Source organism: Microbacterium sufflavum (assembly GCF_023101165.1).
Taxonomy (GTDB): Bacteria; Actinomycetota; Actinomycetes; order Actinomycetales; family Microbacteriaceae; genus Microbacterium; species Microbacterium sufflavum.
The window spans coordinates 2,596,678-2,623,460 of the sequence record NZ_CP078076.1 but is presented as its reverse complement, the minus strand read 5'-3'; the positions used below and the strand labels follow the sequence as shown (position 1 = coordinate 2,623,460).

Genomic DNA, 26,783 nt, shown 5'->3' with positions numbered 1-26,783 from the left:
CGGCGGGTGCGACCACGCCAGCACGGTCTTGTGATGTGGCCCGCAGGCCGACTACCGTCCACAATGTGGAATCGACGTCTCGAAGCGTGCCCGGGGCCCAGGCGATCGCGAGGGCGGCCGGGCTCCTGCGCCTGGTCACCGCGTCCGGGGCGGAGGGCGCGACGCTGCAGGAGCTCGCTCGCGCCTCGGGGCTGTCGCGCTCCACGGCGCATCGGCTGCTCACCGCCCTCCGCGTGGAGGGCCTGGTCGACCGGGACACGGACAGCGCGCGCTGGATGCCGGGGCCGGAGCTGTTCCTGATGGGATCCGTGGCGGCGGCGCGCTACGACGTGACCGGCCTCGCGCGCGACATCGTGCGCTCGCTCGCCGTCACGACCGAGGAGAGCGCGTTCTTCTCGGTGCGCCGCGCCGACGAGACCGTCTGCCTGCTGCGCGAGGAGGGCTCGTTCCCGATCCGCTCCTTCGTCCTGAGCGAGGGGGTGCGCTTCCCCCTCGGTGTCGCGAGCGCCGGCCTGGCGATCCTGTCCTTTTTGCCGGACCACGATGTGGATGCCTATCTCGAACGGCACCCCGACCTGGAGACCCGCTGGGGTCGCGCCCACGGGCGGGCTCCCCTGCGTGCGCGACTGGCGGAGACCAAGGAGCGCGGGTACGCCGTGAACCCCGGTCTCATCGTGGAGGGCAGCTGGGGCCTGGGCGCCGCCGTGTTCGATCGCGCGGGGCGCCCGGAATGGGCGCTGAGCCTGACCGGTGTGGCCTTCCGGTTCGGACCGGATCGCCAGGCCGAGCTGGGCCGCATCCTGCTGGCGCACGCCCATCAGCTCTCGGCGCGGATCGCGAACGCCCGCCGCTGACGCGTATACATACCAAGCGATATATACTGGCTGGTATGAATCGCGTGGATGTCATCCCGTCGCTCGTGCTCTCCGGGTACGCGCTCGGCCGGATCGCCGCTCAGGACGCGGGGAACGACGCCCCGGCGGCACAGTGGCGCGTCCTCAGCCTGCTCACCCAGACGGGGCCCCGTCGCGTGGGCGAGCTGGCCGCGGCGGCGCGCACGACCCAGCCCGGCATGACGCGGCTGATCGGCACCCTCGAACGCGAGGGGCTCGTGCACCGCTCCCCCGATCCCGACGACTCCCGGGCGATCACGGTCGCCATCACGGAGGCCGGGACGGCAGCCGTGGACGAGTGGAGGGCGGAGTTCCGCTCCACCATCGCCCCGCGATTCGCAGACCTCGACGACGACGACTGGGCAGCGCTCACCCGCGCGGCCCGGATCCTCGCCGAGCGCACCACCGCCGACAGAGCAGGAGACCACCAGTGACCCAGACCACCGCCGCATCGACCCCGTCCGTCTGGAGGCAGCCCGCGCAGGTGTGGGCGGTCGCGTTCGCCTGCGTCGTCGCGTTCATGGGCATCGGGCTGGTCGACCCCATCCTGCCCGCCATCGCCGAGTCGCTCGAGGCGTCACCGGTCGAGACCGAGCTGCTGTTCACCAGCTACCTCCTCGTCACCGGCCTCGCGATGCTCGTCACCAGCTGGGTCTCCAGCCGTATCGGCGCCAAAGCGACGCTCCTCGTCGGTCTCGCGCTGATCGTGGTGTTCGCTCTCCTCTGCGCCCTGAGCGGCAGCGTCGACGCGGTGATCGGGTTCCGGGCGGGCTGGGGCCTCGGCAACGCGCTGTTCATCTCCACCGCTCTCGCGACCATCGTCGGGGCAGCCTCGGGCGGCAGCGGCGCGGCGATCGTGCTGTACGAGGCAGCCCTCGGTCTGGGCATCGCCGTGGGTCCGCTGCTCGGCGGCATCCTCGGCGAGCAGAGCTGGCGCGGCCCCTTCTTCGGTGTCGTCGTGCTCATGGCGATCGCGTTCATCGCGGTGTCCCTGCTGCTGCGCGGCCCGAGCGAGAAGCGCACGCCCGTTCCGTTCTCCGCGCCGTTCACAGCACTCCGTCGTCCCGCGCTCGCGATCCTCGCCGTCGCCGCGCTGTTCTACAACATCGGCTTCTTCGTGCTGCTGGCGTTCTCGCCGTTCCCCCTGGGCTTCGGCGCGATGGGCATCGGCTTCACCTTCTTCGGCTGGGGCGTCGCGCTCGCGGTGACCAGCGTGTGGGTCGCACCCGTGCTGATGCGGCGCATGCCCCGCACCCGGATCATCCTGGTCGTGCTGCCCCTGCTGGCGATCGACCTCGTGGTCGCCGGACTCGTCGTCGACAGCGCCGCCGCGCTCGTGGCGTGCATCATCGTGGGCGGCCTGCTGCTCGGCATCATGAACACGGTGCTGACCGAGGCCGTGATGGAGGCCACCGATCTGCCCCGCTCGGTCGCATCGTCCGCCTACTCGGCCGTCCGCTTCCTCGGTGGCGCGATGGCTCCGCCGATCGCGGCACTCCTGTGGCACCTGTTCAGCGCGACCGTTCCGTACCTGTTCGCGGCGGTCGCGGTGCTCCTCGCCGCGCTCACCGTGTTCCTCGGCCGTCGTGCCCTCGCGCACATCGACGACGAGCCCGCTGACCCCGCGGCGGAGGACGCCCAGGCCATCGTCGTCGGCGACGCGGCCTGAGCGCCTCCACTACCGTGGTGCCATGACCGACGCGCCCTCGCTTCCCGAACGCAGCCGCCTGGTGCATCAGCACCTCGTCGAGTCGGGTGTCGATGCGGAGATCCGGGTCCTCCCCGACTCCGCTCGAACCGCGACGGAGGCCGCGGCCGCCATCGGCTGCGAGGTCGCCGCGATCGCCAACAGCCTGGTGTTCCTCGCCGACGGTGACCCGGTGCTCGTGATGACGAGCGGCGGACACCGGGTCGACCTCGGCGTCCTGGCGCGCAGCATCGGCGCCACGGACGTCTCGATGGCGCCGGCGTCCGTCGTGCGGGAGGCGACAGGTCAGGCGATCGGCGGCGTGGCACCGGTCGGGCACCCGGCACCGCTGCCGACCTACCTCGACCGCGCACTCACGGCGTTCCCGGAGATCTGGGCTGCCGCAGGGCACCCGCACACGGTGATGCCCCTCACCTTCGCCGAACTGGAGCAGCTCACGCACGGCACCGTGATCGACGTCGCCGGAGCCTGATCCGGGCTCCGTGCATCCAGGGCCGTGCACCCGCGCACCCCGTGCAGCATGATGGGACGATCGAGTCCGGTGCGCGGGGCATCGGCAGACACGGATCTGCTAGGGTGAGACATGTGCGGACGATTCGCGAACGATGCGACCACCGACGAGCTGATCCGCGAGTTCGTCGCCGAGGGCGGCCGTCCCGAGGACTGGTGGAAGTCGTGGCACGGCGCCTACTCGATCGCCCCCACCGAGAACGCTCCGATCGTCCGCGACCGCGGTGAGGGCCGCATCCTCGAGCTCGTCCGCTGGGACTGGCAGAGCCCGCCCAACCGCCCCCAGCGCGCGCCGCTCATCAACGCCAGGATGGAGAAGCTGGCGGCCGGGTTCTGGGCACCCGCGTTCTCCGCGGCCCGGTGCATCGTCCCGATGCGCGGCTACTTCGAGTGGACCGGCGAGAAGGGGCGGAAGACCCCGCACTTCCTGCACGCCGACGGCCTGCTCGCCGCCGCGGGACTGACGTGGTCCATGGAGCACGAGGGAGAGCGGGTGCGATGCTTCGTCGTGGTCACCAGGGAGGCCAGGGACGCGAGCGGCGAGGTCCACGACCGCATGCCGGCCTTCCTGACGCCGGACACGTGGGACACCTGGCTCAGCCCGGACAAGCTGACCGGGCAGGCGAAGCTCGACGCGCTGGCGATGCTGGACCATAGCTCGGCGGATGTCGCCGCCACGATCCGTGGGCGCATCGTGGACCGCAAGGTCAGCAACACCCGCACGCTCGACCCGTCCGACCCCACCCTCCTCGATCCCGTCGCCTGAGACGCCCCTGTCGCCGACCGGGGTATCCGGTTCCTCGAATGTGTGAGACCGTAGAGGAACACCACACCAGTGATCATCTTGGTTGCGCCTCTTGGCACAGGTTTCTGTGGCGGAACAGGAAGCAGGTCATGGGTCGTTTCGTGTACGAGAACAGCGTGAAGGTCGAGATCGAGGATCGGGCGCTCACACACGTCCAGCTCGTCATGACCGCGAAGCTCCGCCGCGGGGAGCCGTTCGGCTTCACCTGGCGAGAAGACGCCAGCATCGGCGGCGGACGCACCACGGTATGGGTGCACGCGGGCAGCTCGCTCGTCTTCAAGTACAGCGGCAGCCGCCAGCCGGCCGTCAACCGGGCCTGGGTCGACGCACTCGCGTTCACGGCCAACGCCCCCACCGGGCTGTACCTGGTGTCAGAGCCCGCAGAGCAGGCACCGACGGATCGCGAAGCGGTCCTCGCCCCGGCGTGACCGCCCGTAACACGATGCGCAGGCTGGTTCAACCCCTCTTGCCGCCTCGGTGAGCCCTGCCTACCGTGGACCGCATGGGGAACACCGAGACGACCACGACGCACATCGAGATCGATGGGCACGACTTCGTGCTCCCGTCCAGCACCGACGTGGCTGACCTCATGACGCGCATCGAGGCTGCGGCCCGTTCCGAGCCGACCTTCGTCGATCTCGCCACCGGCGACAGTCTGACGAGTGTGCTGATCACGGCGCACTCTCGCGTGGCGGTCTACCTGCGGCGGAGCACCACGGATGCGCCTCCTCCCGTCGACCTGCGATCCGCCCTCGACTGGGACCTCTGACGCGTCGCGCGCCTCCTAAGCTGGGAGGATGCTCATCGCCCTCATCCGCCCCCTCGGCAGCGCCACCGCCGACGTCGTCGGCACGTCCCTCGAGGATGTGCGCACACAGCTGGCCGCCCACGCGCAGCCCGGGTTCGACCTGGCATCCGCACCGGTGCGGATGCTGAAGGGCGAGGCGAAGATGGAGGCCACGGGAACGTTCCGCCGGGTCGACGGCGTCGAGCAGATCGAGGCGGAGGACATGGCGTCGCTCGAGGCCAAGGTTCCGGAGGGCTGGCAGATGCTGTCCGTCCGGCGCGCCTGACCGCACGCCGTCGACCGGACGAGCACCGTACGAGAGAAGCCCTCGACCGTGGAGCACGGATCGAGGGCTTCTGCGTGGTGCACCCCCAGGGACTTGAACCCTGAACCCACTGATTAAGAGTCAGTTGCTCTGCCGATTGAGCTAGAGGTGCGTGGCCCGGGATAACCCCGACCGAGGAATTACATTACCAGCCGATCAGCCGCCGACGAAATCGTGTGCCGCCCGGGCGCGCCAAGCACACGCGTACACCTCGGGACGCAGCCACGGTGGCCGATGGTCACTCAGGGCCGCAGGTCACCGCCACTATCCTGGGAGCGTGACTCAGCCCCCTGCCGCGACCGACCTGCGCGCCGACCTCGCCCTCGCCCTCCGGCTCGCCGACGCGGCGGACGCCCAATCTCTGCCGCGCTTCGACGCCGCGGATCTGGAGATCTCCACCAAGGCCGACCGGTCGCATGTCACCGACGCCGACCTGGCGACCGAGCGTGCGGTGCGCAGCATCCTCGAGAGCGAGCGGCCCGATGACGGCATCTTCGGCGAGGAGTTCGGCGCACAGGGGACCACGGACCGACAGTGGATCATCGACCCGATCGACGGGACGGCGAATTTCCTGCGCGGCGTGCCGCTGTGGGGCACCATGATCGCTCTGGCGGTCGACGGGGTGCCCCAGGTCGGGGTGGTGAGCATGCCCGCGCTGGGACGACGCTGGTGGGCGGCCGCCGGCGACGGCGCGTGGACCGCCGTGGACGGCGAGGAACGACGACTGACGGTCTCCGCCGTGTCCTCCCTGGATGACGCGAGCGTGAGCTTCCAAAGCATCGCTCAGTGGCGGGAGGCCGGGCACCTCGACGCCCTCCTGCGACTGTCGGACCGGGTCTGGCGGGACCGCGCCTACGGCGACGTGTACGCCTACATGCTGCTGGCCGAGGGCCGCCTCGACATGGTGGCCGAGTTCGATGTGAAGGAGTATGACCTCGCGGCCGCCGTGGCGATCGTGCGCGAAGCCGGCGGCCGGATGACGTCCTTCGAAGGCAGCGAGACGATCTCCGCCCGCTCGACACTCGCCACCAACGGAGTCCTTCACCAGGACCTCCTCGCGCTCCTGCACGACGACTGACCGCCACCGCGATCCCGAGGACCCCCATGACCGCCCGCAGCCTTCCCGCCGCCACCGGCGCGCTGCTGGTGCTGCTGCTGGCGGGCTGCAGCGGGGCTCCGCACGCCGAGCCCACCCGCTCTCCTCCTGCCACGGCCGACACCACGGTCGAGACGTCCTCCCCCGCCCCCGTTCCGGCGCCCGAACCCACGGGCGAGGAGCTCACGTGCGAGTCGATGATCTCCGACGGCACGGTCGCCGCGCTGACGTCGGCCGGCTGGAGTGCGCAGGGCAAGGAGTTCCGGGCCGGAGGCGTGGAGTTCACCGAGGGACTGCTCTGCTTCTGGGCCGACTTCTCGGTGCCCTCGGACCACGGTCAGCTGTACGGATGGGCCCGCGTCAGCGCCGCGGACGCGGCGGAGGCGCAGGCCGGGCTGCTCGCCGAGGGGTGGCAGCGCGAGGAGTCGGAAGAGGGCGTGTACGTCACCGAGGACCCGGAGTTCTCGATGGGAACCGATGAGGACGGCTACGGCATGACCTACCTCTTCGGCGACGGCTGGGTGAAGTTCGCCGACACCCGCCAGAGCCTGCTGCTCGTCGACTGGGCGGACTGAGGGCACCGCGCCCGCTCAGGGGCGACCGCGCCCCATCGAGCTGTCGCGGATGCGCCCGAACCGGTGCGTCGTCGGCGGCGTCCACAGCAGGGTCACGAGCACGCCCGCGACCAGCCCCGTGATCCCGGCACCCCAGTCCCAGCGATCCCCCGCGAGCAGCACCGCGACGCTGACCGCGATGGCGAGCGTCAGCACGATCGTGAGCAACAGGCGCGACAACCCGCTGCCCCGCCGCACGCCCGCCGCGATCGCGAGCACCAGGAGCCCGAACAGGGCGATCGATGCGCCGAGGAGCGAGAACGCCGTCCGTCCCACCGTCCCCTCGTAGCGCGAGAGGAACACCAGCACACCGAACGCCGTGGCGAGCAGGCCGAAGACATAGGCGAGGGCCGCGACCCCATTCGTGAGGACCCGCCCCACGGTGCTGCCGCGGGCAGCCTGAGCGGCGCGCTCGGGTTCGCCGGTGCGGTCGCCGCTCGGGCGAACACGATCGACGACGACGCGGCGATGGACGAACCGGATGATCTCGATCGCGGCGATCATCACCGCGACGATCCCGGTGAGGGCCAGCGCGAGCTCCTCCCCCGGATCGACCAGGGCGAAGAAGCTGCGCGCCGGCGGCAGGCTGAAGATGCCGACGAGCAGCACGAACATGGCGCCCACCACGAGGACCTTGAAGCGATTGAGGGGCCGCGCCAACACCGCCAGCACCCAGATGCCGACGATCGCGAGGATCACGGTCGCGCCGGTACGCAGCTGCTCCTCGGAGACGCCGAGACCGCGCGCGACAGCGTCGTACCAGGTGAGGCCGCCCGCCACGACGACGCCGGCCGGGATCGCGAAGCTGAGGGATCGCCGCAGGAAGCCGGGGAGGTAGCGCGAGGCGTTCGGCATGAGCGCCAGGAAGAACGCGGGGATCCCGATGGTGAGGCCGTCGGTGATCGACAGCTGGCGCGGGAGGAACGGGAAGGCCAGGATCAGCGCACCGAACACGACGGCGAGGGTCGTCGCATACGCCGTCTTGGTGAGGAACAGCATCGAGACGCGTTCGATGTTCGCGATGACCTGCCGCCCCTCGGCCACGACGTCGGGCAGGTGGGAGAACTGCCCGTCGAGCAGGACGAGGCGCGCGACGGCCTTCGTCGCCGGCGAGCCGGAGTTCATGGCGATCCCGATGTCGGCCGTCTTGATCGCCAGGGCGTCGTTGACCCCGTCTCCGGTCATGGCGACGGTGTGTCCGTGGCTCTGCAGCGCGGTCACCATGCGCTTCTTCTGCTCCGGCGTCACCCGCCCGAACACCTGCTGGCTGTCGAGGAGCCGGGCGAGCTCGGCATCGTCGTCGGGGAGCTCCCGCGCGTCGAACCCCTCCTCCACGTCGAGTCCGACCTCGCGCGCGATCGCCGCCACGGTCCGCGGGTTGTCTCCGGAGATGATGCGGATGGCCACCTCCTGGCGGCGGAAGTACTCCAGCGTCTGCGCGGCGTCAGGACGCACCTGTTCGCGGAAGGTGAGGACGCGGACGGGGGCCAGTCCGGCGGGCAGGCGCTCCTCGGCGATCTCCGACTCGGACAGCGGCTGTTTCGCCCGCGCGAGGACCAGCGTGCGGCGCCCGCTCTCCGCGAGCCTCGTGACCGTGCGGCCGAGCTCGGTGCTGCTCGAGGTGGCCTCGTCGCCGAAGATCATCTCCGGTGCCCCCATCACCCAGGTGCCGTCGACCTCCTCGAACACCGTGGCGCTCCATTTGCGCGCCGAGGAGAACGGGATGTCTCCGCGGACGTGCAGCGGTGCGCGCACCGGGTGGTCGGCGCGCAGGGAACGAGCCGTCGAGTTCGCGTCCGGAGCTGCCGCATACCAGGCCAGCACGGCGGCCACCTCGTCTGCACGGGACGGAGACGCGCCGCCGATCGTGTGCTCGGCGTCGAAGACGATGTCGCCCACCGTGAGCGTGCCGGTCTTGTCGAGGCACACGACGTCGACACGAGCGAGCCCCTCGACCGCCGGCAGCTCGTTCACCAGCACCTGTCGACGCGCGAGCCGCGACGCTCCGACCGCGAACGCGATGCTGGTCATCAAGACGAGGCCGAGCGGAATCATCGCGGTCAACGCGGCGATCGTGTTGACGACCGCCTGCTGCCACGAGCCTGAGCTGAACGCCGTCGCATAGCCACCGGTCACGATGATCTGCGCGTTCAGCACGAGGAGCCCGACGGGACCGATGATCCAGCCCACCCAGGTGAGGACGCGATCGATCGACGACCGGAGCTCGCTCGCCACCAGCGAGAACCGCCGCGCCTCACCCGCGAACCGGTTCGCGTACGAGTCCGCCCCGACGCGGGTGGTGACGGCGAGCCCTTCGCCGGCGACGACGACCGCCCCCGACAGCGCCTCATCGCCCGGGTGCTTCTCGACCGGGTCCGACTCGCCGGTGAGCATCGACTCGTCGATCTGCAGCCCGCGGGACTGCGTGACCGTGGCGTCGGCCGGGACCTGTTCGCCGGCACGCAGCACGAGCACGTCGTCGAGCACCACATCGCCGGGGACCACCTCCGTCTCGGCACCGTCCCGTCGGACGAGCGCACGCGGGGCGTTCATCAGGGCGAGGCGATCGAGGGCCGCTTTCGCTCGGAACTCCTGCACGCAGCCGATGATCGCGTTGGAGAACGCGGCGAGACCGAAAAGGGCATCCTGCCACCGCCCGATCGCGAACAGCACGAAGAAGCACGCGAACACGATCCCGTTGAAGATGGTGAACACGTTCGCGCGGACGATGCTCCAGGCGCTCCGGCTCGTATCGGCCGTGAACGCGTTCGTTCGGCCCGTCGAGACGCGTTCCGCCACCTGGGCGCGCGTGAGTCCGTCGGCGGGCGTGGGCGGGGTCATCGTCACGGCCTCAATATAGGCTGCGCCGGCGTCTCCTGCGGCATGCCCTCCTCCGCGTCTGCTCCCTGGGCCGCGCGTGGTCGCATTGTCAACCGTCTGGCCCCCGATCCTCCGGGAGGAGAGGCTGGAGGAAGTCACCCAGAAAGGAACGCGCATGAGCAGCGACAGCCACCGCAACGACATCAGCACCGAATCCTCCCCCGGGCCCGACGAGAACGACAACCTCGGCGCCGAGGACAACAAGGGCGAACCGCCCACGGTGCCACCCACCGGCGACGACGACGTGGAGGCTCACGACGGCACCGACGCCGACTAGCTGGTCTCGGAACGACGAAGCCCCCGTGTTCATGAGGAACACGGGGGCTTCGTCTGTGACAGCGACCTGGTGGAGCTGGGGGGAATCGAACCCCCGTCCAACGCTGAGTCTCCACGCCTTCTCCGGGCGCAGTCTGTGGAAGCGTTCTGCTCGGCTCCGACCTTTGTCACAGACACCTAAGTCGACGAGCCCAGCCTGGGAAGAGTCCCACGTGACGTCCAGACGCCGTCACGCAGCAAGATTCCTAGATGACGCCAGGATCCGTATCGGAATCACATACGGTCTGACGGACTATCGGGCTCGCTTAGGCAGCGAGGGCGAAGTCGTTGCGCTTGGATTCGGCAACTATTGTTTTGCAGAGAGCGTTTACGAGATAACTCTGCATCCTCGGCCCGCTTCTCGTGGATTCACAGGCGCTGTCGAAACCGATCAGCCCCGTTGTCCTTCTCGCGAAGGAGCCGCTGTCACACTGTGGAATTACCAGGCCGGGCGACATGCACCCGAGCATCACAGGTTACAACGTTCGGAGGCCCTTCGCCATTCCGCCCCTGCCCCGACCGGCTCGCGTAGAGTCGGCGCATGAGCGAGGTCATCGTCACCGTCCGGGGTGAGCACGAAGTGCGGGTCCGCCCCGAGCGTGCCACCGTCCGTGTCTCCGTCCGTGCCGAGGGGCCGGAGCGCGGCCCCGTGGTCGACGAAGCCCTGCGTCTCTCCGAGCCCGTGCGCGAAGACCTCGCCGAGCGCACGAAGACCGGGTCAGCGCTCGACTGGAGCAGCGCCAACCTCAGCGTCCGGGCGGAGCGCCCGTGGAGCAGCGATGGCTCGCGCCTCGCGCCCGTCTACATGGCCGGCGTCGACTTCACCGCGACGTTCGCGGAGGACGGCGAGCTCTCCCTGTGGGTCACCGAGGTCTCAGCGCGGGAGGGAGTCGAGGTCGGTTGGGTGGACTGGCATCTCACCCCCGAGACCCGCACCCGTGTCGAACGCGAGGTCGCGGCCCGCGCCGTGGAGGCCGCCGTGCTGCGCGCCGAGGCGTACGCGGGTGCCGTCGGCCTCCATCAGGTCTCGCCCGTCGAACTGGCCGACGTCGGGCTGATCGCCCCCGGCCACCCCGGCCCCGGTACGCCCCTGATGAAGGCTCGCGGAGCGGTCGCGTTCGCCGCCGACGCCGCACCCTCCATGCAGTACGAGCCGGAGGAGATCGTCATCTCGGCAACCGTCGAGGCGCGTTTCCTCGCCCGCTGAGCGCGGAGCTCACCCCTCCGCGACGAACGGCGCCAGCTCGGCCGCCAGACGTTCGGACACCCGGGCGTGCACGGCGCTTCCCTGCTCCTGATGCTCGACGGAGAGCAGCATGCCCGTCTCGTGGATCGCGGCGACGAGGTCGCCCCGGTCGTACGGGACCACCGCACGAATCTCGACCGCGGGCTGGGGCAGCGCCGCCTCGATCGCGGACCGCAGCTCGTCGATGCCCTCCCCTGAGCGCGACGACACGAAGTGCGCGTGCGGCTCCAGGCCGCGCAGCACGAGACGCTCATCCTCGGGGATCAGGTCGGCCTTGTTGAAGACCACGATCTCCGGCAGGTCGCGCACCCCGACGTCGCCCATCACGTCGCGAACCGTCTGCAGCTGGCCGGCCGGGTCGGGGTGCGACCCGTCGACGACGTGCAGCACGACATCGGCGTCGCCGACCTCTTCCAGCGTGGAGCGGAAAGCCTCGACCAGCTGGTGCGGCAGGTTCCGCACGAAACCCACCGTGTCGGTGAGGGTGTAGACACGGCCGTCCTCGGTCGCCGATCGGCGCACGGTCGCGTCGAGGGTGGCGAAAAGGGCGTTCTCGACGAGCACGCCGGCGCTCGTCAGGGCGTTCAGGAGGCTGGACTTGCCGGCGTTGGTGTAGCCCGCGATCGCGACGGAGGGAATCGTGTTGCGCTTGCGCTCGGCCCGCTTGGCCTCGCGAGCCGGCGCGAAGTCGCGGATCTGCTTGCGCAGCAGCGCCATCTTCGTGCGGATGCGGCGACGATCCAGCTCGATCTTCGTCTCACCCGGGCCGCGCGATCCCATCCCCGCGCCGCCTGCGCCGACCTGCCCACCGGCCTGGCGGCTCATGGACTCACCCCATCCGCGCAGCCGCGGAAGGAGGTACTCGAGCTGCGCGAGCTCGACCTGGGCCTTGCCCTCGCGGCTCTTCGCGTGCTGGCTGAAGATGTCGAGGATCACGGTCGTGCGGTCGATCACCTTGACCTTGACGACGTCTTCGAGGGCGCGACGCTGGCTGGGCGCCAGTTCGGTATCCGCGATGACGGTGTCTGCCCCGACCGCGGCCACGATGTCCTTCAGCTCCTGCGCCTTGCCTCGTCCGAGGTAGGTCGCGGCGTCCGGGTGGGGCCTCCGCTGCAGCACGCCGTCCAGGACCACGGCACCCGCCGTCTCGGCCAGCGCGGCCAGCTCGCGCAGCGAGTTCTCCGCGTCTTCCTGCGCCCCCTGCGGGTACACGCCCACCAGCACGACGTTCTCGAGCCGTAGCTGTCGGTACTCGACCTCGGTGACGTCTTCCAGTTCGGTCGAGAGTCCGGCCACGCGACGCAGCGCATGCCGATCTTCGAGGTCCCACTGCTGACCGTCGGTCTGCGAGTGCGCAGCCGTGGCCTCGTCCTGCAGGGCCTGGGCGGCGCCGAAGACGCGGACCTCCGATCGCTTCTCCGCGTTCGAAAGCACTCGGTCGACCGTCTGGTCGTCGGTGGAGGGGATCTTCGTCTCCGTCATCCGTTCCTGTCTCTGGTTTCCTCGCGAGCCTTAACCTTAGCCCGCACCGTCCGGTACGCTCACCGTATGGGGTCCGACCACTACTTCACTGCGGCCCCGGCAAGCCCCGAGAACCTGCGCACGATCCGTGTATCCCTGGCAGGGCGCGAGCTGGAGATGACCACCGCCGGTGGGGTCTTCAGCCCGGATCGGCTCGATGCCGGAACCGCGGTCCTTCTCGCCAACACTCCGCCCGTTCCACCCGGCGGCCATCTTCTCGACCTCGGCAGCGGCTGGGGACCCATCGCCCTGTCGATGGCTCTGGCTTCACCGCACGCCACCGTCTGGGCGGTGGACGTGAATGAACGTGCGCTCGACCTCGTGCGTCGCAATGCTTCCGCGCTCGGCCTCACCAATGTCAACGCCGCGCTGCCCGGAGATGTTCCCGACGACGTGACCTTCCGCACCATCCGCTCCAACCCGCCGATCCGCGTGGGGAAGAACGAGCTCCACGGGCTCCTCGAACGGTGGATCCCCCGGCTCGACGAGCGCAGCGATGCCTGGCTCGTGGTGCAGCGCAATCTGGGTGCCGACTCCCTGCAGCGGTGGATCGCCAGCACGTTCCACCCCGGCTTCAGCGTCTTCCGCACCGCGACCGGCAAGGGCTACCGCATCCTGAAGGTCCGCAAGCACGGCACGCCACCGACAGAGCCGATCGCGCTGGTCTGATCCGCGCCTCAGAGCAGGTCGATCTCACCCTGGAATACCAGCTGCGCAGGCCCGGAGAGCGCGACGTGCTCGCCGTCCTCCGCCGGGAACATCCGCACGGCCAGTGTGCCACCGGGCACCTCGACCTGCCAGTTGTTCGGCGCCTGCGCACCCGCCCAGTACCGCACGGCGAGGGCCGTCGCCGCGACACCGGTTCCGCAGCTGAGCGTCTCGCCGACGCCGCGCTCGGAGACCCGCATGCGCACATGGCCGATGCCGTCGCGGACCAGGGGTTCACCCGGGACGACGAACTCGACGTTGGCGCCCGCAGGAAGGGCGGGTTCGAGCTCGGGTGCACGCGTGAGCTCGAGCAGCGCGAGTTCGGCCTCGGATGCCAGCGCGACCACGACGTGCGGGTTGCCCAGATCGATGCCGAGGCCGGGGCGGGTCACGGTGAGCCCATCCGCACGGACGAGTGGGTCGTCGCCCGACAGGCGCCACGCCCCGAGGTCGACCTGGTAGCCGTTCGCGCTGCGGGTCACGTCGCGCACTCCGGCCCTGGTACCGATCGGCAGCGTCGCGCCCTGCTCGATACTCGCGAGACCGGAACGCACCAGATAGTGCACGAACACGCGGATCCCGTTGCCGCACATCTCCGCGACCGAGCCGTCGGCGTTGCGATAGTCCATGAACCACTCCGCGGCGGGCTCTTCCGCCAGCGCCGCAGCGCCCTCCGGAAGGGACGCGGAGCGGACGACCCGCAGGACCCCGTCTGCGCCGATGCCGAAGTGGCGGTCGCAGAGCACAGCCACCTGCTCCTGTGACAGAGGCAGCTGCCCATCGGGGTCGGCGATGATGATGAAGTCGTTGCCGGTGCCGTGCCCCTTGGTGAATGCGACCATGCTCCCAGTCTAGGGACGGTTCGTTTCCCCCTCGTCGCGGACGACGCGATAACGCCCGCACAGGAAGCTGCGGTTGCGTGCGACCTCGAGCAACTCCAGATCGAGTCGACGAGGAAGAAGCGGTGCACCTGACCCGAGGGTGACCGGGGCGTATTGCACCCAGACCTCGTCGAGAAGCCCGGCGTCGGCGAACTGCCCGGCGACGTCTCCCCCGCCGACGATCCAGACATCGCGGCCCTCCGCCGCCGCCACCGCGCGGGCGTGCACTTCGCTCACGGAGTCGCTGGTGAGTTCGACGGCCGCCCCCGTGGGCAGCTCGAGGTCGCGGTGCGTGAGCACCCACGTCGGCTGAGTGTACCCCCACTGTCGCTCCTCGTGCCGCATCACCCATTCGTAGGTGGACGCCCCCATCACGAGGGCGCCGACGTTCTTCTCGAACGACGGGTACGCCATCGGCCCCTCCAGATCGATGTCCTGGCTCAGCAGCCAGTCGAGTGAATGGTCGAGCGTGGCGATGAACCCATCGAGACTGGAGGCGGTGTAGAAGTGAGTGGCCATGCGCGCAGTCTTGCACCGGGCACCGACACTCGTCAGTCGGCGAGAAGCTGCTCCGCGGAGGTCGGCACGTCGTGCCACTCGAGCTGCGGGTAACGCTTGAACCACGACACCTGACGGCGGGCGTACCGGCGGGTGAGGGCCTGCGTCTCCGCGATCGCCTCCGCCTCCGTGAGCCGGCCGTCCAACTGTCCCAGCGCCTGGGCGTAGCCGATCGCGCGGGAAGCCGTGGTGCCGCTCTCCAGGCCACGCCCACGGAGACTCTCGGCCTCCGCCACCAGCCCCTGCGCCCACATGCGGTCGACCCGGTCGTTCAGCCGGCGCACGAGCGGCTCGCGGTCCAGGCGCAGGCCGATGATCCGCGTCTGCGGCATCCACAGCGTCGGCGCATCGGGAAGCGCTGCCCCGTGCGTAGCACTCCCCTGTTCCACCACTTCGAGCGCACGGATGACCCGTCGGCTGTTCCTGGGGTCAACGCGCTCCGCCGTGGTCGGATCGAGGAGCCGCAGTCGCTCGAGCAACGGCGTGATCCCCTCGGCCTCGAACTCGAGCTCCAGCCGCCTCCGCACCGCCGGGTCTCGCGGCGGGAAGTCGAAGTCGAAGATCACGCTGGAGACGTACAGACCCGAGCCGCCGACCAGGATGGCGTCTCCGCCGCGCTCCTGGATGTCGCGCACCGCCGCACGCGCCAGCGGCTGATACCAAGCGGCAGCAGCATCCTGCGAGACCTCTCGCACGTCGAGGAGATGATGGGGAATGCCACGACGGTCGGCGGTCGGCAACTTCGCCGTGCCGATGTCCATGCCGCGATACACCTGCATCGCGTCGGCGTTGATGATCTCGGCCGGGTTGCCCTGACGCCGCAGCGCTTCGGCCAGGTCCAGGGCGAGGTCGCTCTTGCCCGTGCCCGTGGCACCGACGATCGCCCAGAGTCGCGGCGCGGTCACACGCCGACGCGCAGCGTCGGAAGCCCGAGCGACACGGCGCTCGACCCGCTCGCACTCGGTGACGGCACCGCGCACGACTCCGCCTGCGAGCGGTCCCAGGCATCTCCGCCCCGTGTCCGGCGGATGCGCAGAGGCGCGCCGGTGGGGTCATCGGCCAGCAGGTGGAACGGCGCGGCGTGCGTGACCGTCACCGTGACGACGTCACCCGGGCGCGGAAGCTCCGACCCCGGCGGGACCTCGAAGTGCACGAGACGGTTGTCCTCGCCTCGGCCCGTCAGGCGGTGGGTCTCGGCGTCCTTCTTGCCCTCCCCGGTCGACACGAGCACCTCGATCTCGCGGCCGACCTGCTTCTGGTTCTCTTCCAGCGAGATGCGCTCCTGCAGTGCGATCAAGCGATCGTAGCGGGCCTGCACCACGGCCTTCGGAACCTGATCCGCCATCGTCGCCGCCGGTGTGCCCTCCCGGATCGAGTACTGGAACGTGAAGGCTCCGGAGAAGCGTGCCTGCTCGACCACCCGCATCGTGTCTTCGAAGTCCTCCTCGGTCTCACCCGGGAACCCGACGATGATGTCGGTCGTGATGGCCGCGTGCGGGATGCGTGCCCGCACCCGGTCGAGGATGCCCAGGAAACGCTCGCTGCGGTACGAACGCCGCATGGCCTTGAGGATGCGGTCGCTGCCCGACTGGAGCGGCATGTGCAGCTGCGGCATCACGCTCGGTGTCTCGGCCATCGCGTCGATCACGTCGTCGGTGAAGGCGGCCGGATGCGGACTCGTGAATCGGATCCGCTCCAGGCCCTCGATCTGCCCGGCCGCGCGCAGCAGCTTGCCGAAGGCCTGGCGGTCTCCGAACTCCACACCATACGAGTTGACGTTCTGGCCGAGCAGGGTGACCTCGATCGCGCCGTCCTCGACCAGCAGCCGGATCTCGTTGAGGATGTCGCCCGGGCGGCGGTCCTTCTCCTTGCCACGAAGGCTCGGAACGATGCAGAACGTGCAGGTGTTGTTGCAGCCGACCGAGATCGACACCCAACCGCTGTGGGCGGAGTCGCGCTTGGTGGGAAGCGTGGACGGGAACACCTCGAGCGACTCGAGGATCTCCAGCTCCGCGTCTCCGTTGTGGCGGGCGCGCTCGAGGAGGCCGGGCAGGGAGCCCATGTTGTGCGTTCCGAAGACGACATCGACCCACGGCGCCTTGTCGAGCACCGCCTGCTTGTCCATCTGTGCGAGACAGCCACCGACGGCGATCTGCATGCCCGCCTTCCGACGCTTCACCGCGGCGAGGTGTCCGAGAGTGCCGTACAACTTGCCCGCCGCATTGTCGCGCACGGCGCAGGTGTTGATGATGACGACGTCGGCTTCACTGCCCGCGGGCGCAGGGACGTAGCCCGCGCTCTCGAGCGAACCGGACAGCCGCTCGGAGTCGTGCACGTTCATCTGGCACCCGAAGGTACGCACCTCATACGATCGCTGTCGCCCGTCGTCGTCGACGGCCGCCGATGAGGCGCTGATGATCGTCGGTTCACTGCGGGGGATAGTCATGATCTGTCCATTGTACGAGCCCCGTCACCGCGCTCAGGGCGGCGCCCTCAGTCGGAATCCACGAAGCGCACGCCGGACCCGGAACCACCGGACGACGCCTCGCGCAGCGCCGTCTTGGCGGCGGTCATCGCGACCGATCCGGCATAACCGCGCCGCGCCAGCTGACCCGTGAGGCGACGAAGCGCCGTGTCGGCGTCGAGCCGGCTGAGAGACCGCGCCTTGGTGCGAGCGAACTCCAGCGCCCGCTCCGCATCGTCGTCAGGGAGTTCCTCCAGCGCCGCATGGATCACCTCTCGCGGGATCCCGCGCTGGGCGAGCGCTCGGGACAGCGCGACACGCCCCTGCCCCTTGCGTTCGGCGCCCGAGGTCACGAGCATCTCGGCGAGCACCGCGTCGTCGAGGTAACCGCGACGGCAGAAATCGTCGATCAGGTCGTCGACGTCGTTCGCCTCCACCCCGTGGCCTCTCAAGACCAGGCGCGCTTCGGAGACGGACAACGAGCGGGTGCGAAGCTTGCGGAGCAGAGATTCTTCGGCCGCGACACGGACCTCCTCCGTGGTGGGACCGTCCTCTTCTCCCCGCTCGGCATCCGCCCCGCCGAGCGTCCCCTCGTCGATCGCGCGCAGCCGAGGGGCCGGGGTGCCCGCTGTCGATCGCCCGCGTCGACCGCGTGCGGGATGCCGTTCGCTCGGCGTGCCCGGGTCGGGTTCCTGCGGGAAGTCGGACGGCGCCTGATGCCAGGTCGAGCGCCACGACGCGGCGCCGTCAGTCGATGCCGGCGCGTCCACCCCTGAATGATCGGGCGGGGTAGGCCGTCGTGAGGGCTGCCGAGACGGCGCCCCTCCGAAGAGCGGGATGATGGGGGCGATCCGTTCCGGATCGCCCCCACGCTGCTTGTTCATCAGGCCGGGCGACGCTCAGCGAGCTCGTCCGCAGACGCGGGCGCGGGCTGCGCACCGATGCCGAGCTTCTGCTTGATCTGCGTCTCGATGGCGAGGGCGATGTCGGGGTTGTTGAGAAGGAACGTGCGCGCGTTCTCCTTGCCCTGCCCCAGCTGGTCGCCGTCGTAGGTGTACCAGGAGCCAGACTTCTTGACGATCCCGTGCTCCACGCCGAAGTCGATCAGGCTGCCCTCGCGAGAGATCCCCACGCCGTAGAGGATGTCAAACTCCGCCTGCTTGAACGGCGGGGCCATCTTGTTCTTGACGATCTTGACCCGCGTACGGTTGCCGACGGCGTCGGTTCCGTCTTTGAGGGTCTCGATCCGTCGGATGTCCATGCGCACGGAGGCGTAGAACTTGAGCGCCTTTCCACCGGCGGTGGTCTCGGGCGATCCGAAGAAGACGCCGATCTTCTCGCGCAGCTGGTTGATGAAGATCATCGTGGTGTTGGTCTGGTTGAGCCCACCCGTCAGCTTGCGCAGCGCCTGCGACATGAGCCGGGCCTGCAGACCCACGTGGGAGTCGCCCATCTCACCCTCGATCTCGGCTCGCGGCACGAGGGCCGCGACCGAGTCGACGACGATGAGATCGATGGCACCGGACCGCACGAGCATGTCGGCGATCTCCAGCGCCTGCTCACCGGTGTCCGGCTGCGACACCAGCAGGGAATCGATGTCGACGCCCAGCTTCGCGGCGTAGTCGGGGTCGAGCGCGTGCTCCGCGTCGATGAACGCCGCGATACCGCCCGCGCGCTGCGCATTGGCGATGGCGTGCAGGGTGAGTGTGGTCTTACCCGAGGACTCCGGGCCGTAGATCTCCACGATGCGGCCACGCGGCAGCCCTCCGACCCCAAGGGCGACGTCGAGGGCGATGGAGCCGGTGGGGATGACTGCCACGGGGGCGCGCTCATCGCTGCCCAGCCGCATGACCGAGCCCTTTCCGAATTGACGGTCGATCTGCGCGAGGGCGGTCTCGAGGGACTTCTCGCGGTCGGCGGGTGATGGCATGGTGTGCTCCTTCTGCGCGTGTGATGCCGCCTGTAGGCTGTCGCGGCTCTTCCGGCTGGAAGGAACTCTCCGACAAGGCGTGTGGCTTCTTCAGCCTGGTCCTCACGCTAGGACGAGCCACCGACATTGCATCGGCCCACCCGAGGTCTGTGATGATCCAGGCATCGAAACCACTTGTGCAGAAGACTACGCCCGGTTCGAACAGATTTTCGACAACAGCGCAACGCGGCGTGTCGGAGTTCCGCACACCCCGGAGCACGAGAGCAGCAACTCAGCGGCTCCGCGGCTCCAGCCGTCCGACGCCATGCCGCCGAGACAGCGGAACATCCATCTCCTCGCACAGGGCGAGCCAGATCTCCCGGGGCGGCACGCCGTCCGCCAGCGCTTCGCTCGCGGTACGGCCGTTGACCGCCGTCAGACTGAGGTCGTTCACCAGTGACGGCCCTCGCGCCTGGAACTCCGCGTCGACGGCGCGAAGGAATTCGCTACGTCGCATCGTCACCCGGCCGAGTGGTCAGTGCAGCGAGAGCTCGGGCTCGACCGAGGCGACCAGATCGTCGGGAACGACGTCGGGGAAGACCTGGATGCCCTCGAGGACGGAGATGCGATCCCCGACCTCGCGCATGATGGTGGAGATGGGAACGTCGAGGGCCTCCGCGACCGAGGCGAGGATCTCGCTCGACGCCTCCTTCTGTCCGCGTTCGACCTCGCTGAGGTAGCCGAGCGCGACGGACGCCTTGCTTGCGACCTGCCGGAGGGTGCGCCCCTTCTGCAAGCGGAAGTCCCTCAGCACATCGCCGATTTCCTGTCGTACAAGAATCATCGGAACCTCCTCCCCATGTGTTCGATCGAGGTTCCCCTCGAAGAGACAGCCAGTCTAGCCCTCCTGGCCTGCACAGAATCTACCCTTGCACTCTGTGGTTTGAATGTGAGCACATCGGTATCAACCTTCGGCTGTCGGCTCGTATTCCCCGACCGCCTCAGCCAGCATTCGCACCAGCATCGCCACCGACTGCGCGCGCACCGCCGCTCGGTCGCCGTCGAAGACGAACGCCTCCGTGCGAGTGCCCTCCGGAGTGACGACGCCCAGATGGACGGTCCCGACCGGCTGACCGTCCGACGACTGCGGCCCGGCGATCCCGGTGGTGGAGATACCGACGTCCGCCGACCGTCCGTCGACGGCGACGGCGTGGCGAACCCCCTCGGCCATCTGCCGCGCCACCTCGGGATGGACGGGTCCCTGTGTCGCGAGCAGCTCGGCGTCCACCCCGAGCAGCGAATGCTTGACCGGCGTCGCATACGCGACCACGCCGCCGAGGAGGACGGCGGAGGCTCCGGGAACGGCGACCAGCGCCGCGCAGACCGCGCCGCCGGTCAGCGACTCGGCGACCCCGAGCGTCCAGCCGCGCGCGCGCAGGGCGCCCACGACCATCTCAGGGGTGAACGACGTCATGACCGCTGTCGCGAACCGCGTACCTGCGCCACGATGTAGTCGATTCCGCTGACCACCGTGAGGACGAGCACGATCAGCATGAGCACGAAGGTGATGGTCGTCCACGGACCGAGACCGATCCACACGTGAAGCGGCAACAACGCCCAGCCGAGGGCCACGCCCTGGAACGCGGTCTTGATCTTGCCCATCCAGGCGGCAGCGACGACATGCTCGCTCGCGACCACCAGACGATGGATCGTGATACCCCACTCGCGGACGAGGATCACGATCACGACCCACCAGTTGACCTCGCCCAGAATGGCCAGCCCGATGAAGCCGGCCCCCGTGAGGAGCTTGTCGGCGATCGGATCCCACAGCTTCCCGAAGTCGCTCACAATGTCGTAGCGACGCGCGAGATACCCGTCGACCCAGTCGGTCGAGATGGCCACGATGAAGAGGATGCCGGCGATCCAACGCACCACTGGATCCGGGATTCCATAGGTGCCACCGAGGAGCAGGAGAACGAAGAAGACCACCGCGAGCGGGATCCGCGCCACCGTGATCGCGTTGGGGAGCTGCCGGGGAATGGCCATCAGTCGCGTCCCGTCAGGCCCCAGGCGTCTTCATCGCCTTCCGCCTCCACGACCGGAAGCCCGTCGTACTGCCCCGCGATCGGGTCGCGCTCGGGCGACGGAGGTGCGGCGGCCGGTGCGCCGGCGCTCGGAGCGGACGCGGGCACGTCCTCGCCGCGAAGGCGAGCCATGACCTGCGGCAGCTGCTCCGGGGTGGCCAGCACGTCGCGGGCCTTCGACCCCTCCGACGGGCCGACGACCTCACGCGACTCGAGCAGATCCATGAGCCGGCCGGCCTTCGCGAACCCGACACGGAGCTTGCGCTGCAGCATCGACGTGGATCCGAACTGCGACGAGATGATGAGCTCGGCCGCGGCGAGGAGGAGCTCGAGGTCGTCGCCGATGTCCTCGTCGACCTCTTTCTTCTTGCTCGGCTCCATCGCCTCCTGCACATCGGCGCGGTACTCCGGTCGAGCCTGACGCGTGACGTGCTTGACGACGGCGTCGATCTCCTTCTCGTCCACCCACGCACCCTGCAGGCGGAAGGGCTTCGACGAGCCCATCGGCGAGAAGAGCGCGTCTCCCTGACCGATCAGCTTGTCGGCGCCGGGGCTGTCGAGGATCACGCGGCTGTCGGTGACGCTCGTGACCGCGAACGCGAGCCGGGACGGCACGTTGGCCTTGATGAGACCGGTGACGACGTCGACGCTCGGACGCTGCGTGGCGAGGACGAGGTGGATCCCGGAGGCACGGGCCAGCTGGGTGATGCGGACGATCGAATCCTCGACGTCACGCGGCGCGACCATCATGAGGTCGGCGAGCTCGTCCACCACGACGAGGAGATACGGATAGGGCTTGAGCACCCGCTCGCTGCCCACCGGCACCTCGACCTCCCCGGCGCGGACCGCCCGGTTGAAGTCGTCGATGTGACGGAAGCCGAACGACGCGAGGTCGTCGTAGCGCATGTCCATCTCCTTCACGACCCACTGCAGCGCCTCAGCCGCCTTCTTGGGGTTCGTGATGATGGGGGTGATGAGGTGCGGCACCCCGGCATAGCTCGTGAGCTCCACGCGCTTCGGGTCGATCAGCACCATGCGCACATCCGCCGGGCGAGCGCGCATCAGCAGACTCGTGATCATCGAGTTCACGAAGCTCGATTTACCCGAGCCGGTGGAGCCGGCCACGAGGAGATGCGGCATCTTGGCGAGGTTCGCGACGACGAAGTTGCCGCCCACGTCCTTGCCGACGCCGATCGTGAGCGGGTGAGTGCTCTTCTGCGCTGCGGCGGAACGCAGCACGTCGCCGAGGGCCACCGTCTCCCGGTCGGTGTTCGGGATCTCGATGCCGATCGCGCTCTTGCCAGGGATCGGAGAGAGGATGCGGACGTCGTTCGAGGCGACGGCGTAGGCGAAGTTGTTGCTGAGCTGCAGGATCTTCTCGACCTTGACGCCGTGACCGACCTCGACCTCGTACTGCGTGACCGTCGGGCCGCGCGAGAAGCCGGTGACCTTCGCGTCGACCTTGAACTGGTCGAGGACGCTGGTGATCTGCTCGACGATGCGGTCGTTCGCGTCGGAACGCGCGACCGAGGGCGGCCCCTCGGAGAGCACGCCGGGCGACGGAAGGATGTACGGAGCGACCGGAGCCTGTGGCCCCCGCTCCCCCGGCCCTTCGGTACCGAAGCCGTCGAGCCCGGGGAGCTCGGGCATCTCGCCCGTGTCGGACTCGTCGTCGAGGAGGGCCGTGGTCTGCTGCTCAGCGAGGGAGTCGGCGATGGACCGGACGTCGGAGAGCACCTCAGTGGCTGCCTCCGAAGGATTGGCGACCGTGATCGCCTGGTCGTACGCGGGCGTCGGCTCGTTCGTGGTGAGCAGTGCCGTGATGTCGTCGGAACCGAGCGTCCCCTCGTCCGGATCCTCCTCGCGGCCCGTCTTGTTTCGGCGCCACCAGGGCAGCACGTCGGGATCGTCGACCTTGTCGGCCTCGTCGATCGCCGCCGCGTCCTTCGTCGGCTTCTCCGGGCGCTCCGCGTCGAACATCCACGCGTAGAGGTCGCCGAGACGCGAACCGATGCGGTTCGGCGGAGTCTTGGTCAGGATCAGGATGCTGAGGACGACCAGCAGCGACAGCAGCACGTAGGCGGGGATGTCGGTGAGGTAGGAGACCGGCTGTCCGAGGAGCCAGCCGAGGAGACCGCCCGATTCGCTCAGAGCCGGCATCCCCTGGTTCGGATGGGGCCGCGGTCCGGCCACATGGAAGATCGCCGACAGCGCCAGCACGAACAGGCCGAAGCCGATCCCGATGCGCCCGTTGTCGTGCACGGAGGAGGGGTGCCGGAAAAGCCAGCCGGCCAGGAGGAGCAACAGCACCGGCATGATGAACGCGACCCGGCCGACGAACAGACCGACCGAATAGGCGCTGATGTTCGCCGCGATCTCGTTGCCGATGAAGAACCACTCGTTGACGGCGCCCAGCACCGCCAGGATCACCAGGAAGAACGGGAAGCCGTCGCGACGGTCGTCCTTCTCGAGCGTCTCCGGCCCGAACGCACGGAAGAGACCGCCGACCGCGTGCGCCAGGCCGTTCCAGGCGCGGACGGCGACCGGAGGCTTGTCCGCTTCGTCGACGTACTTCTTGGGTGCCGGCGCCGCCTTGGAAGCCGACTGCCGCTTGGGGCGCGACGACGCGGTCGTCGACGCGCGCTCGGTCTTCGTGGTGCTCCTGGCCATGCTCCCACGCTACGTCCAACAGCCGACATCTCCGCGCAATGACGCGGCTTTCCGCGGCTATCCGGGGTCAGGCCTCGATGACGAGGGGCACGATCATCGGGCGGCGACGGAGCTTCTGGTTGACCCAGCGGCCGATCGTGCGGCGCACGACCTGGGAGAGGGCGTGCGTGTCGCGCACGCCGTTGCCCGAAGCCTCCTTGAGCGCGGCGACGATCTTCGGCGCGACGTCGTCGAAGACCGAGTCGTCCTCCGCCACGCCGCGGGCGTGGATCTCGGGGCCGGAGATGATGCGACCGGTCGCCGCGTCCACCACGACGATGACCGAGATGAACCCCTCCTCGCCCAGGATGCGCCGGTCCTTCAGATCGGCGTCGGTGATCTCGCCCACCGTCGAACCGTCCACATACACGAACCCGAGGTCGAGCTGTCCGCTCACGCGGGCCACGCCGTCCTTGAGGTCGATCACGGTGCCGTTGGAGGCGATGATCGTGTTCTCCTCCGGGATGCCCGTGTCCTGCGCGAGCTTGGCGTTGGCGATCAGGTGGCGGTACTCCCCGTGCACCGGGAGGACGTTCTTCGGCTTGAGGATGTTGTAGCAGTAGAGCAGCTCACCCGCCGCCGCGTGGCCGGACACGTGCACCCGCGCGTTCGCCTTGTGGACCACGTTCGCGCCGAGCTTCGTGAGGCCGTCGATCACGCGGTAGACCGCGTTCTCGTTGCCGGGGATGAGGCTCGAGGCGAGGATGACCGTGTCACCCTCGCTCACCTCGATCGCGTGGTCGAGGTTCGCCATGCGGCTGAGCACCGCCATCGGCTCGCCCTGCGACCCCGTCGACATGTAGACGATCTGCTCGTCGGGCAGGTCGCGAGCCTTCTTGAAGTCGATCAGCACGCCCGCGGGCACCTTGAGGTAGCCGAGCTGCTCGGCGATGGTCATGTTGCGCACCATGCTGCGACCGAGGAAGGCGACGCGCCGTCCGTGCGCGTGCGCGGCGTCGATCACCTGCTGCACGCGGTGCACGTGGCTGGAAAAGCTGGCGACGATGACGCGGCGCGGAGCCTTGCCGATGACCTGGTCGAGGACCGGCCCGATCGAGCGCTCGGTCGGGGTGAACCCGGGGACGTCGGCGTTCGTGGAGTCGACGAGGAAGAGGTCGACGCCCTCCTCCCCCAGCCGCGAGAACGCGCGCAGGTCGGTGATGCGGCCGTCCAGCGGCAGCTGATCCATCTTGAAGTCGCCCGTCGCGAGCACCATGCCCGCCGGCGTGCGGATCGCGACGGCGAGTGCGTCGGGGATGGAGTGGTTGACGGCCACGAACTCGAGGTCGAACGGCCCGACCCTCTCCTTCTGCCCCTCCTTGACGGTGAGGGTGAACGCCTTGATCCGGTGCTCCTTGAGCTTCGCCTCGACGAGCGCGAGCGTCAGGCCGGAGCCGATCAGGGGGATGTCGCTCTTCAGGCGCAGCAGGTACGGCACGGCGCCGATGTGGTCCTCGTGCCCGTGCGTGAGCACCACGCCGACGATGTCGTCGAGACGGTCGCGGATGGGCTCGAAGTCGGGCAGGATCAGGTCGACGCCGGGCTGGTGCTCCTCGGGGAACAGCACGCCGCAATCGACGATCAGGATCTTGCCGTCGTACTCGAACACGGTCATGTTGCGGCCGACCTCGCCGAGGCCGCCGACCGGGATGACCCGCAGCGTTCCTTCGTCGAGAGCGGACGGTTCGGCCAGGGGAATGGACATGCTGTCTCCTCAGTCGGACACTTCGCGCGTCCGTTCGTTCATGGGGACGCGACTCAGCGCGTCGTGCCGTGCACCTTCGGCAGGGCGCCGCCCGCGGCCGCGTTGCGGTCGGGACGGAAGTTCGAGAAGTCCGCACCGGGAACTCCGGCGACCAGATCGAGCTCGTCCTCGATCAGCGCGGCCTCCCACTCCTCCGGGCCCACCAGCGGCAGCCGGACGCGCGGGCTCGAGATGCGACCGAGCCCGTGCAGGATGTACTTCGCGGCGACCGTGCCGGGGACGTGCGTCATGACGGCGCGCACCAGAGGCTCGAGGCGCTTGTGCTCGGCGGTGGCGGTGGCGAGGTCGCCCCGGTTCACCGCATCCACGATCGTGCGGTAGGGCGTGGCCGTGATGTTGGCCGTGACCCCGATGAGCCCTGTCGCACCGATCGCGAGATGCGGCAGGACGTTCGCGTCATCGCCCGAGAAGTACATCAGATCGGTCTGGTTGAGCACGCGGCTCACCTCGGAGAAGTCTCCCTTGGCGTCCTTCACGGCGAGGATGTTCGGGTGCTTCGCGAGGCGGAGGATCGTCTCGTACTTGATCGGAACGCCCGTACGACCGGGGATGTCGTACAGGATGACCGGAAGGTCCGTGGCGTCCGCGACGAGGCGGAAGTGCGTCAGGATGCCGGCCTGCGTCGGCTTGTTGTAGTACGGCGTGACGATCATGATGCCGTCGGCACCGGCCTTCTCGCTGGCCTTGTAGAGCTCGATCGCGTGCGCGGTCTCGTTCGATCCACCGCCGGTGATGATCTTGGCGCGGCCGGCGGAGACCGACTTGCCGACCTCGACCAGCTTCAGCTTCTCGGGGTCCGTCAGGGTCGAGGTCTCGCCGGTCGTTCCCGTCACGACGATGCCGTCCGCTCCCGCGGTGATCACGTCATCGATGTGCTTCTCGACGGCGGGCCAGTCGACTTCGCCGTCGGCCGTCATCGGAGTGACGAGCGCGACGAGAACCTGTCCGAAAGGGTTGCCCGAGTGCGTCATGACACCAGCGTATCGGGTCACGTGGCGCGGCCGC

At 69.1% G+C, this 26,783-nt stretch carries 28 protein-coding genes, 1 tRNA gene and 1 other RNA gene; 13 read left to right on the top strand and 17 right to left on the bottom strand.

Annotation, left to right across the window (positions count from 1 at the left end):
* Window positions 1–86 precede the first annotated feature (86 nt).
* From KV394_RS12705 to KV394_RS12670, 8 genes are all read left to right on the top strand, one after another.
* Entirely contained in the window at window positions 87–854 is a 768-nt protein-coding gene (locus KV394_RS12705) for an IclR family transcriptional regulator (RefSeq protein WP_372490590.1), read from the top strand.
* Between the two features lie 35 nt (window positions 855–889).
* Entirely contained in the window at window positions 890–1,327 is a 438-nt protein-coding gene (locus KV394_RS12700) for a MarR family winged helix-turn-helix transcriptional regulator (protein WP_136034971.1), read from the top strand.
* Entirely contained in the window at window positions 1,324–2,562 is a 1,239-nt protein-coding gene (locus tag KV394_RS12695; RefSeq protein ID WP_136036736.1) for an MFS transporter, read from the top strand. Before KV394_RS12700 ends, KV394_RS12695 begins: the two co-directional genes overlap by 4 nt.
* A 22-nt stretch (window positions 2,563–2,584) precedes the next feature.
* The gene (locus KV394_RS12690) at window positions 2,585–3,073 is read left to right on the top strand and encodes a YbaK/EbsC family protein (protein ID WP_136036735.1); all 489 of its coding nucleotides are present in this window, start codon (window positions 2,585–2,587) and stop codon (window positions 3,071–3,073) included.
* A gap of 111 nt (window positions 3,074–3,184) precedes the next feature.
* Entirely contained in the window at window positions 3,185–3,877 is a 693-nt protein-coding gene (locus KV394_RS12685; protein ID WP_136034978.1) for an SOS response-associated peptidase, read from the top strand.
* Between the two features lie 128 nt (window positions 3,878–4,005).
* Window positions 4,006–4,344: a DUF7882 family protein gene (locus KV394_RS12680; protein ID WP_136036733.1), complete on the top strand. Its 339-nt coding sequence runs from the start codon at window positions 4,006–4,008 to the stop codon at window positions 4,342–4,344.
* Between the two features lie 74 nt (window positions 4,345–4,418).
* Window positions 4,419–4,685: a hypothetical protein gene (locus KV394_RS12675; RefSeq protein WP_136046199.1), complete on the top strand. Its 267-nt coding sequence runs from the start codon at window positions 4,419–4,421 to the stop codon at window positions 4,683–4,685.
* Window positions 4,686–4,713: 28 nt separating this feature from the next.
* The gene (locus tag KV394_RS12670) at window positions 4,714–4,989 is read left to right on the top strand and encodes a hypothetical protein (RefSeq protein WP_247981591.1); all 276 of its coding nucleotides are present in this window, start codon (window positions 4,714–4,716) and stop codon (window positions 4,987–4,989) included.
* Between the two features lie 75 nt (window positions 4,990–5,064).
* Here KV394_RS12670 and KV394_RS12665 read toward each other — a convergent pair.
* Window positions 5,065–5,140 (bottom strand) — tRNA-Lys (locus KV394_RS12665).
* A gap of 165 nt (window positions 5,141–5,305) precedes the next feature.
* Between KV394_RS12665 and KV394_RS12660 the strand changes: the two genes are divergently transcribed.
* Together KV394_RS12660 and KV394_RS12655 are read left to right on the top strand one after the other, a co-directional pair.
* On the top strand, window positions 5,306–6,106 hold the full coding sequence (locus tag KV394_RS12660) for an inositol monophosphatase family protein (RefSeq protein WP_247981590.1): 801 nt from the start codon (window positions 5,306–5,308) through the stop codon (window positions 6,104–6,106).
* Between the two features lie 26 nt (window positions 6,107–6,132).
* On the top strand, window positions 6,133–6,699 hold the full coding sequence (locus tag KV394_RS12655; protein ID WP_136034988.1) for a hypothetical protein: 567 nt from the start codon (window positions 6,133–6,135) through the stop codon (window positions 6,697–6,699).
* 15 nt (window positions 6,700–6,714) lie between these two features.
* Here the strand turns inward: KV394_RS12655 and KV394_RS12650 are convergent, their stop codons facing one another.
* Window positions 6,715–9,579: an HAD-IC family P-type ATPase gene (locus KV394_RS12650; protein ID WP_323131768.1), complete on the bottom strand. Its 2,865-nt coding sequence runs from the start codon at window positions 9,577–9,579 to the stop codon at window positions 6,715–6,717.
* Between the two features lie 154 nt (window positions 9,580–9,733).
* Between KV394_RS12650 and KV394_RS12645 the strand changes: the two genes are divergently transcribed.
* The gene (locus KV394_RS12645; RefSeq protein ID WP_168387320.1) at window positions 9,734–9,895 is read left to right on the top strand and encodes a hypothetical protein; all 162 of its coding nucleotides are present in this window, start codon (window positions 9,734–9,736) and stop codon (window positions 9,893–9,895) included.
* A gap of 67 nt (window positions 9,896–9,962) precedes the next feature.
* On the opposite strand, the gene ssrA is transcribed toward KV394_RS12645, so the two are convergent.
* Window positions 9,963–10,332, bottom strand: a transfer-messenger RNA (tmRNA) gene (gene ssrA / locus KV394_RS12640).
* Window positions 10,333–10,474: 142 nt separating this feature from the next.
* Here ssrA and KV394_RS12635 point away from each other — a divergent pair.
* Window positions 10,475–11,140: an SIMPL domain-containing protein gene (locus KV394_RS12635; protein WP_247981589.1), complete on the top strand. Its 666-nt coding sequence runs from the start codon at window positions 10,475–10,477 to the stop codon at window positions 11,138–11,140.
* A 9-nt stretch (window positions 11,141–11,149) separates the two neighbouring features.
* On the opposite strand, the gene hflX is transcribed toward KV394_RS12635, so the two are convergent.
* Window positions 11,150–12,661, bottom strand: coding sequence for a GTPase HflX (gene hflX, locus KV394_RS12630; RefSeq protein ID WP_136034992.1), 1,512 nt, complete (start codon window positions 12,659–12,661; stop codon window positions 11,150–11,152).
* Window positions 12,662–12,727: 66 nt separating this feature from the next.
* Between hflX and KV394_RS12625 the strand changes: the two genes are divergently transcribed.
* Window positions 12,728–13,369, top strand: a complete 642-nt coding sequence (locus tag KV394_RS12625) for a class I SAM-dependent methyltransferase (RefSeq protein ID WP_136034994.1) — start codon at window positions 12,728–12,730, stop codon at window positions 13,367–13,369.
* Between the two features lie 8 nt (window positions 13,370–13,377).
* On the opposite strand, the gene dapF is transcribed toward KV394_RS12625, so the two are convergent.
* From dapF to dapA, 13 genes are all read right to left on the bottom strand, one after another.
* On the bottom strand, window positions 13,378–14,250 hold the full coding sequence (gene dapF, locus KV394_RS12620; RefSeq protein ID WP_136034996.1) for a diaminopimelate epimerase: 873 nt from the start codon (window positions 14,248–14,250) through the stop codon (window positions 13,378–13,380).
* A gap of 9 nt (window positions 14,251–14,259) precedes the next feature.
* The gene (locus KV394_RS12615; RefSeq protein WP_136046163.1) at window positions 14,260–14,808 is read right to left on the bottom strand and encodes a dihydrofolate reductase family protein; all 549 of its coding nucleotides are present in this window, start codon (window positions 14,806–14,808) and stop codon (window positions 14,260–14,262) included.
* Window positions 14,809–14,840: 32 nt separating this feature from the next.
* Window positions 14,841–15,752: a tRNA (adenosine(37)-N6)-dimethylallyltransferase MiaA gene (miaA, locus tag KV394_RS12610; protein ID WP_136046162.1), complete on the bottom strand. Its 912-nt coding sequence runs from the start codon at window positions 15,750–15,752 to the stop codon at window positions 14,841–14,843.
* Window positions 15,749–17,293 (bottom strand): tRNA (N6-isopentenyl adenosine(37)-C2)-methylthiotransferase MiaB, encoded by a 1,545-nt coding sequence (miaB, locus tag KV394_RS12605; protein WP_136035003.1) that lies wholly within the window; start codon window positions 17,291–17,293, stop codon window positions 15,749–15,751. The genes miaA and miaB overlap by 4 nt, the downstream gene beginning before the upstream one ends.
* A 47-nt stretch (window positions 17,294–17,340) precedes the next feature.
* Entirely contained in the window at window positions 17,341–18,081 is a 741-nt protein-coding gene (locus KV394_RS12600; protein ID WP_247981588.1) for a regulatory protein RecX, read from the bottom strand.
* Window positions 18,082–18,194: 113 nt separating this feature from the next.
* Entirely contained in the window at window positions 18,195–19,241 is a 1,047-nt protein-coding gene (gene recA / locus KV394_RS12595; protein WP_136035007.1) for a recombinase RecA, read from the bottom strand.
* A gap of 271 nt (window positions 19,242–19,512) precedes the next feature.
* Window positions 19,513–19,737 carry a DUF3046 domain-containing protein gene (locus tag KV394_RS12590; RefSeq protein WP_136035009.1) on the bottom strand — a complete coding sequence of 75 codons (225 nt, stop codon included), beginning with the start codon at window positions 19,735–19,737 and terminating at the stop codon, window positions 19,513–19,515.
* Between the two features lie 18 nt (window positions 19,738–19,755).
* On the bottom strand, window positions 19,756–20,064 hold the full coding sequence (locus KV394_RS12585; protein ID WP_136036724.1) for a helix-turn-helix domain-containing protein: 309 nt from the start codon (window positions 20,062–20,064) through the stop codon (window positions 19,756–19,758).
* Between the two features lie 120 nt (window positions 20,065–20,184).
* The gene (locus KV394_RS12580; protein WP_247981587.1) at window positions 20,185–20,694 is read right to left on the bottom strand and encodes a CinA family protein; all 510 of its coding nucleotides are present in this window, start codon (window positions 20,692–20,694) and stop codon (window positions 20,185–20,187) included.
* Window positions 20,691–21,266, bottom strand: a complete 576-nt coding sequence (pgsA, locus tag KV394_RS12575) for a CDP-diacylglycerol--glycerol-3-phosphate 3-phosphatidyltransferase (protein WP_247981586.1) — start codon at window positions 21,264–21,266, stop codon at window positions 20,691–20,693. The genes KV394_RS12580 and pgsA overlap by 4 nt, the downstream gene beginning before the upstream one ends.
* Window positions 21,266–23,974 (bottom strand): DNA translocase FtsK, encoded by a 2,709-nt coding sequence (locus tag KV394_RS12570; protein WP_136036721.1) that lies wholly within the window; start codon window positions 23,972–23,974, stop codon window positions 21,266–21,268. The genes pgsA and KV394_RS12570 overlap by 1 nt, the downstream gene beginning before the upstream one ends.
* A gap of 67 nt (window positions 23,975–24,041) precedes the next feature.
* Complete coding sequence (locus tag KV394_RS12565; protein ID WP_136035018.1) at window positions 24,042–25,718, bottom strand: ribonuclease J; 1,677 nt, start codon at window positions 25,716–25,718, stop codon at window positions 24,042–24,044.
* 53 nt (window positions 25,719–25,771) lie between these two features.
* Window positions 25,772–26,749 carry a 4-hydroxy-tetrahydrodipicolinate synthase gene (gene dapA / locus KV394_RS12560; protein WP_136035020.1) on the bottom strand — a complete coding sequence of 326 codons (978 nt, stop codon included), beginning with the start codon at window positions 26,747–26,749 and terminating at the stop codon, window positions 25,772–25,774.
* Between the last annotated feature and the right edge of the window lie 34 nt (window positions 26,750–26,783).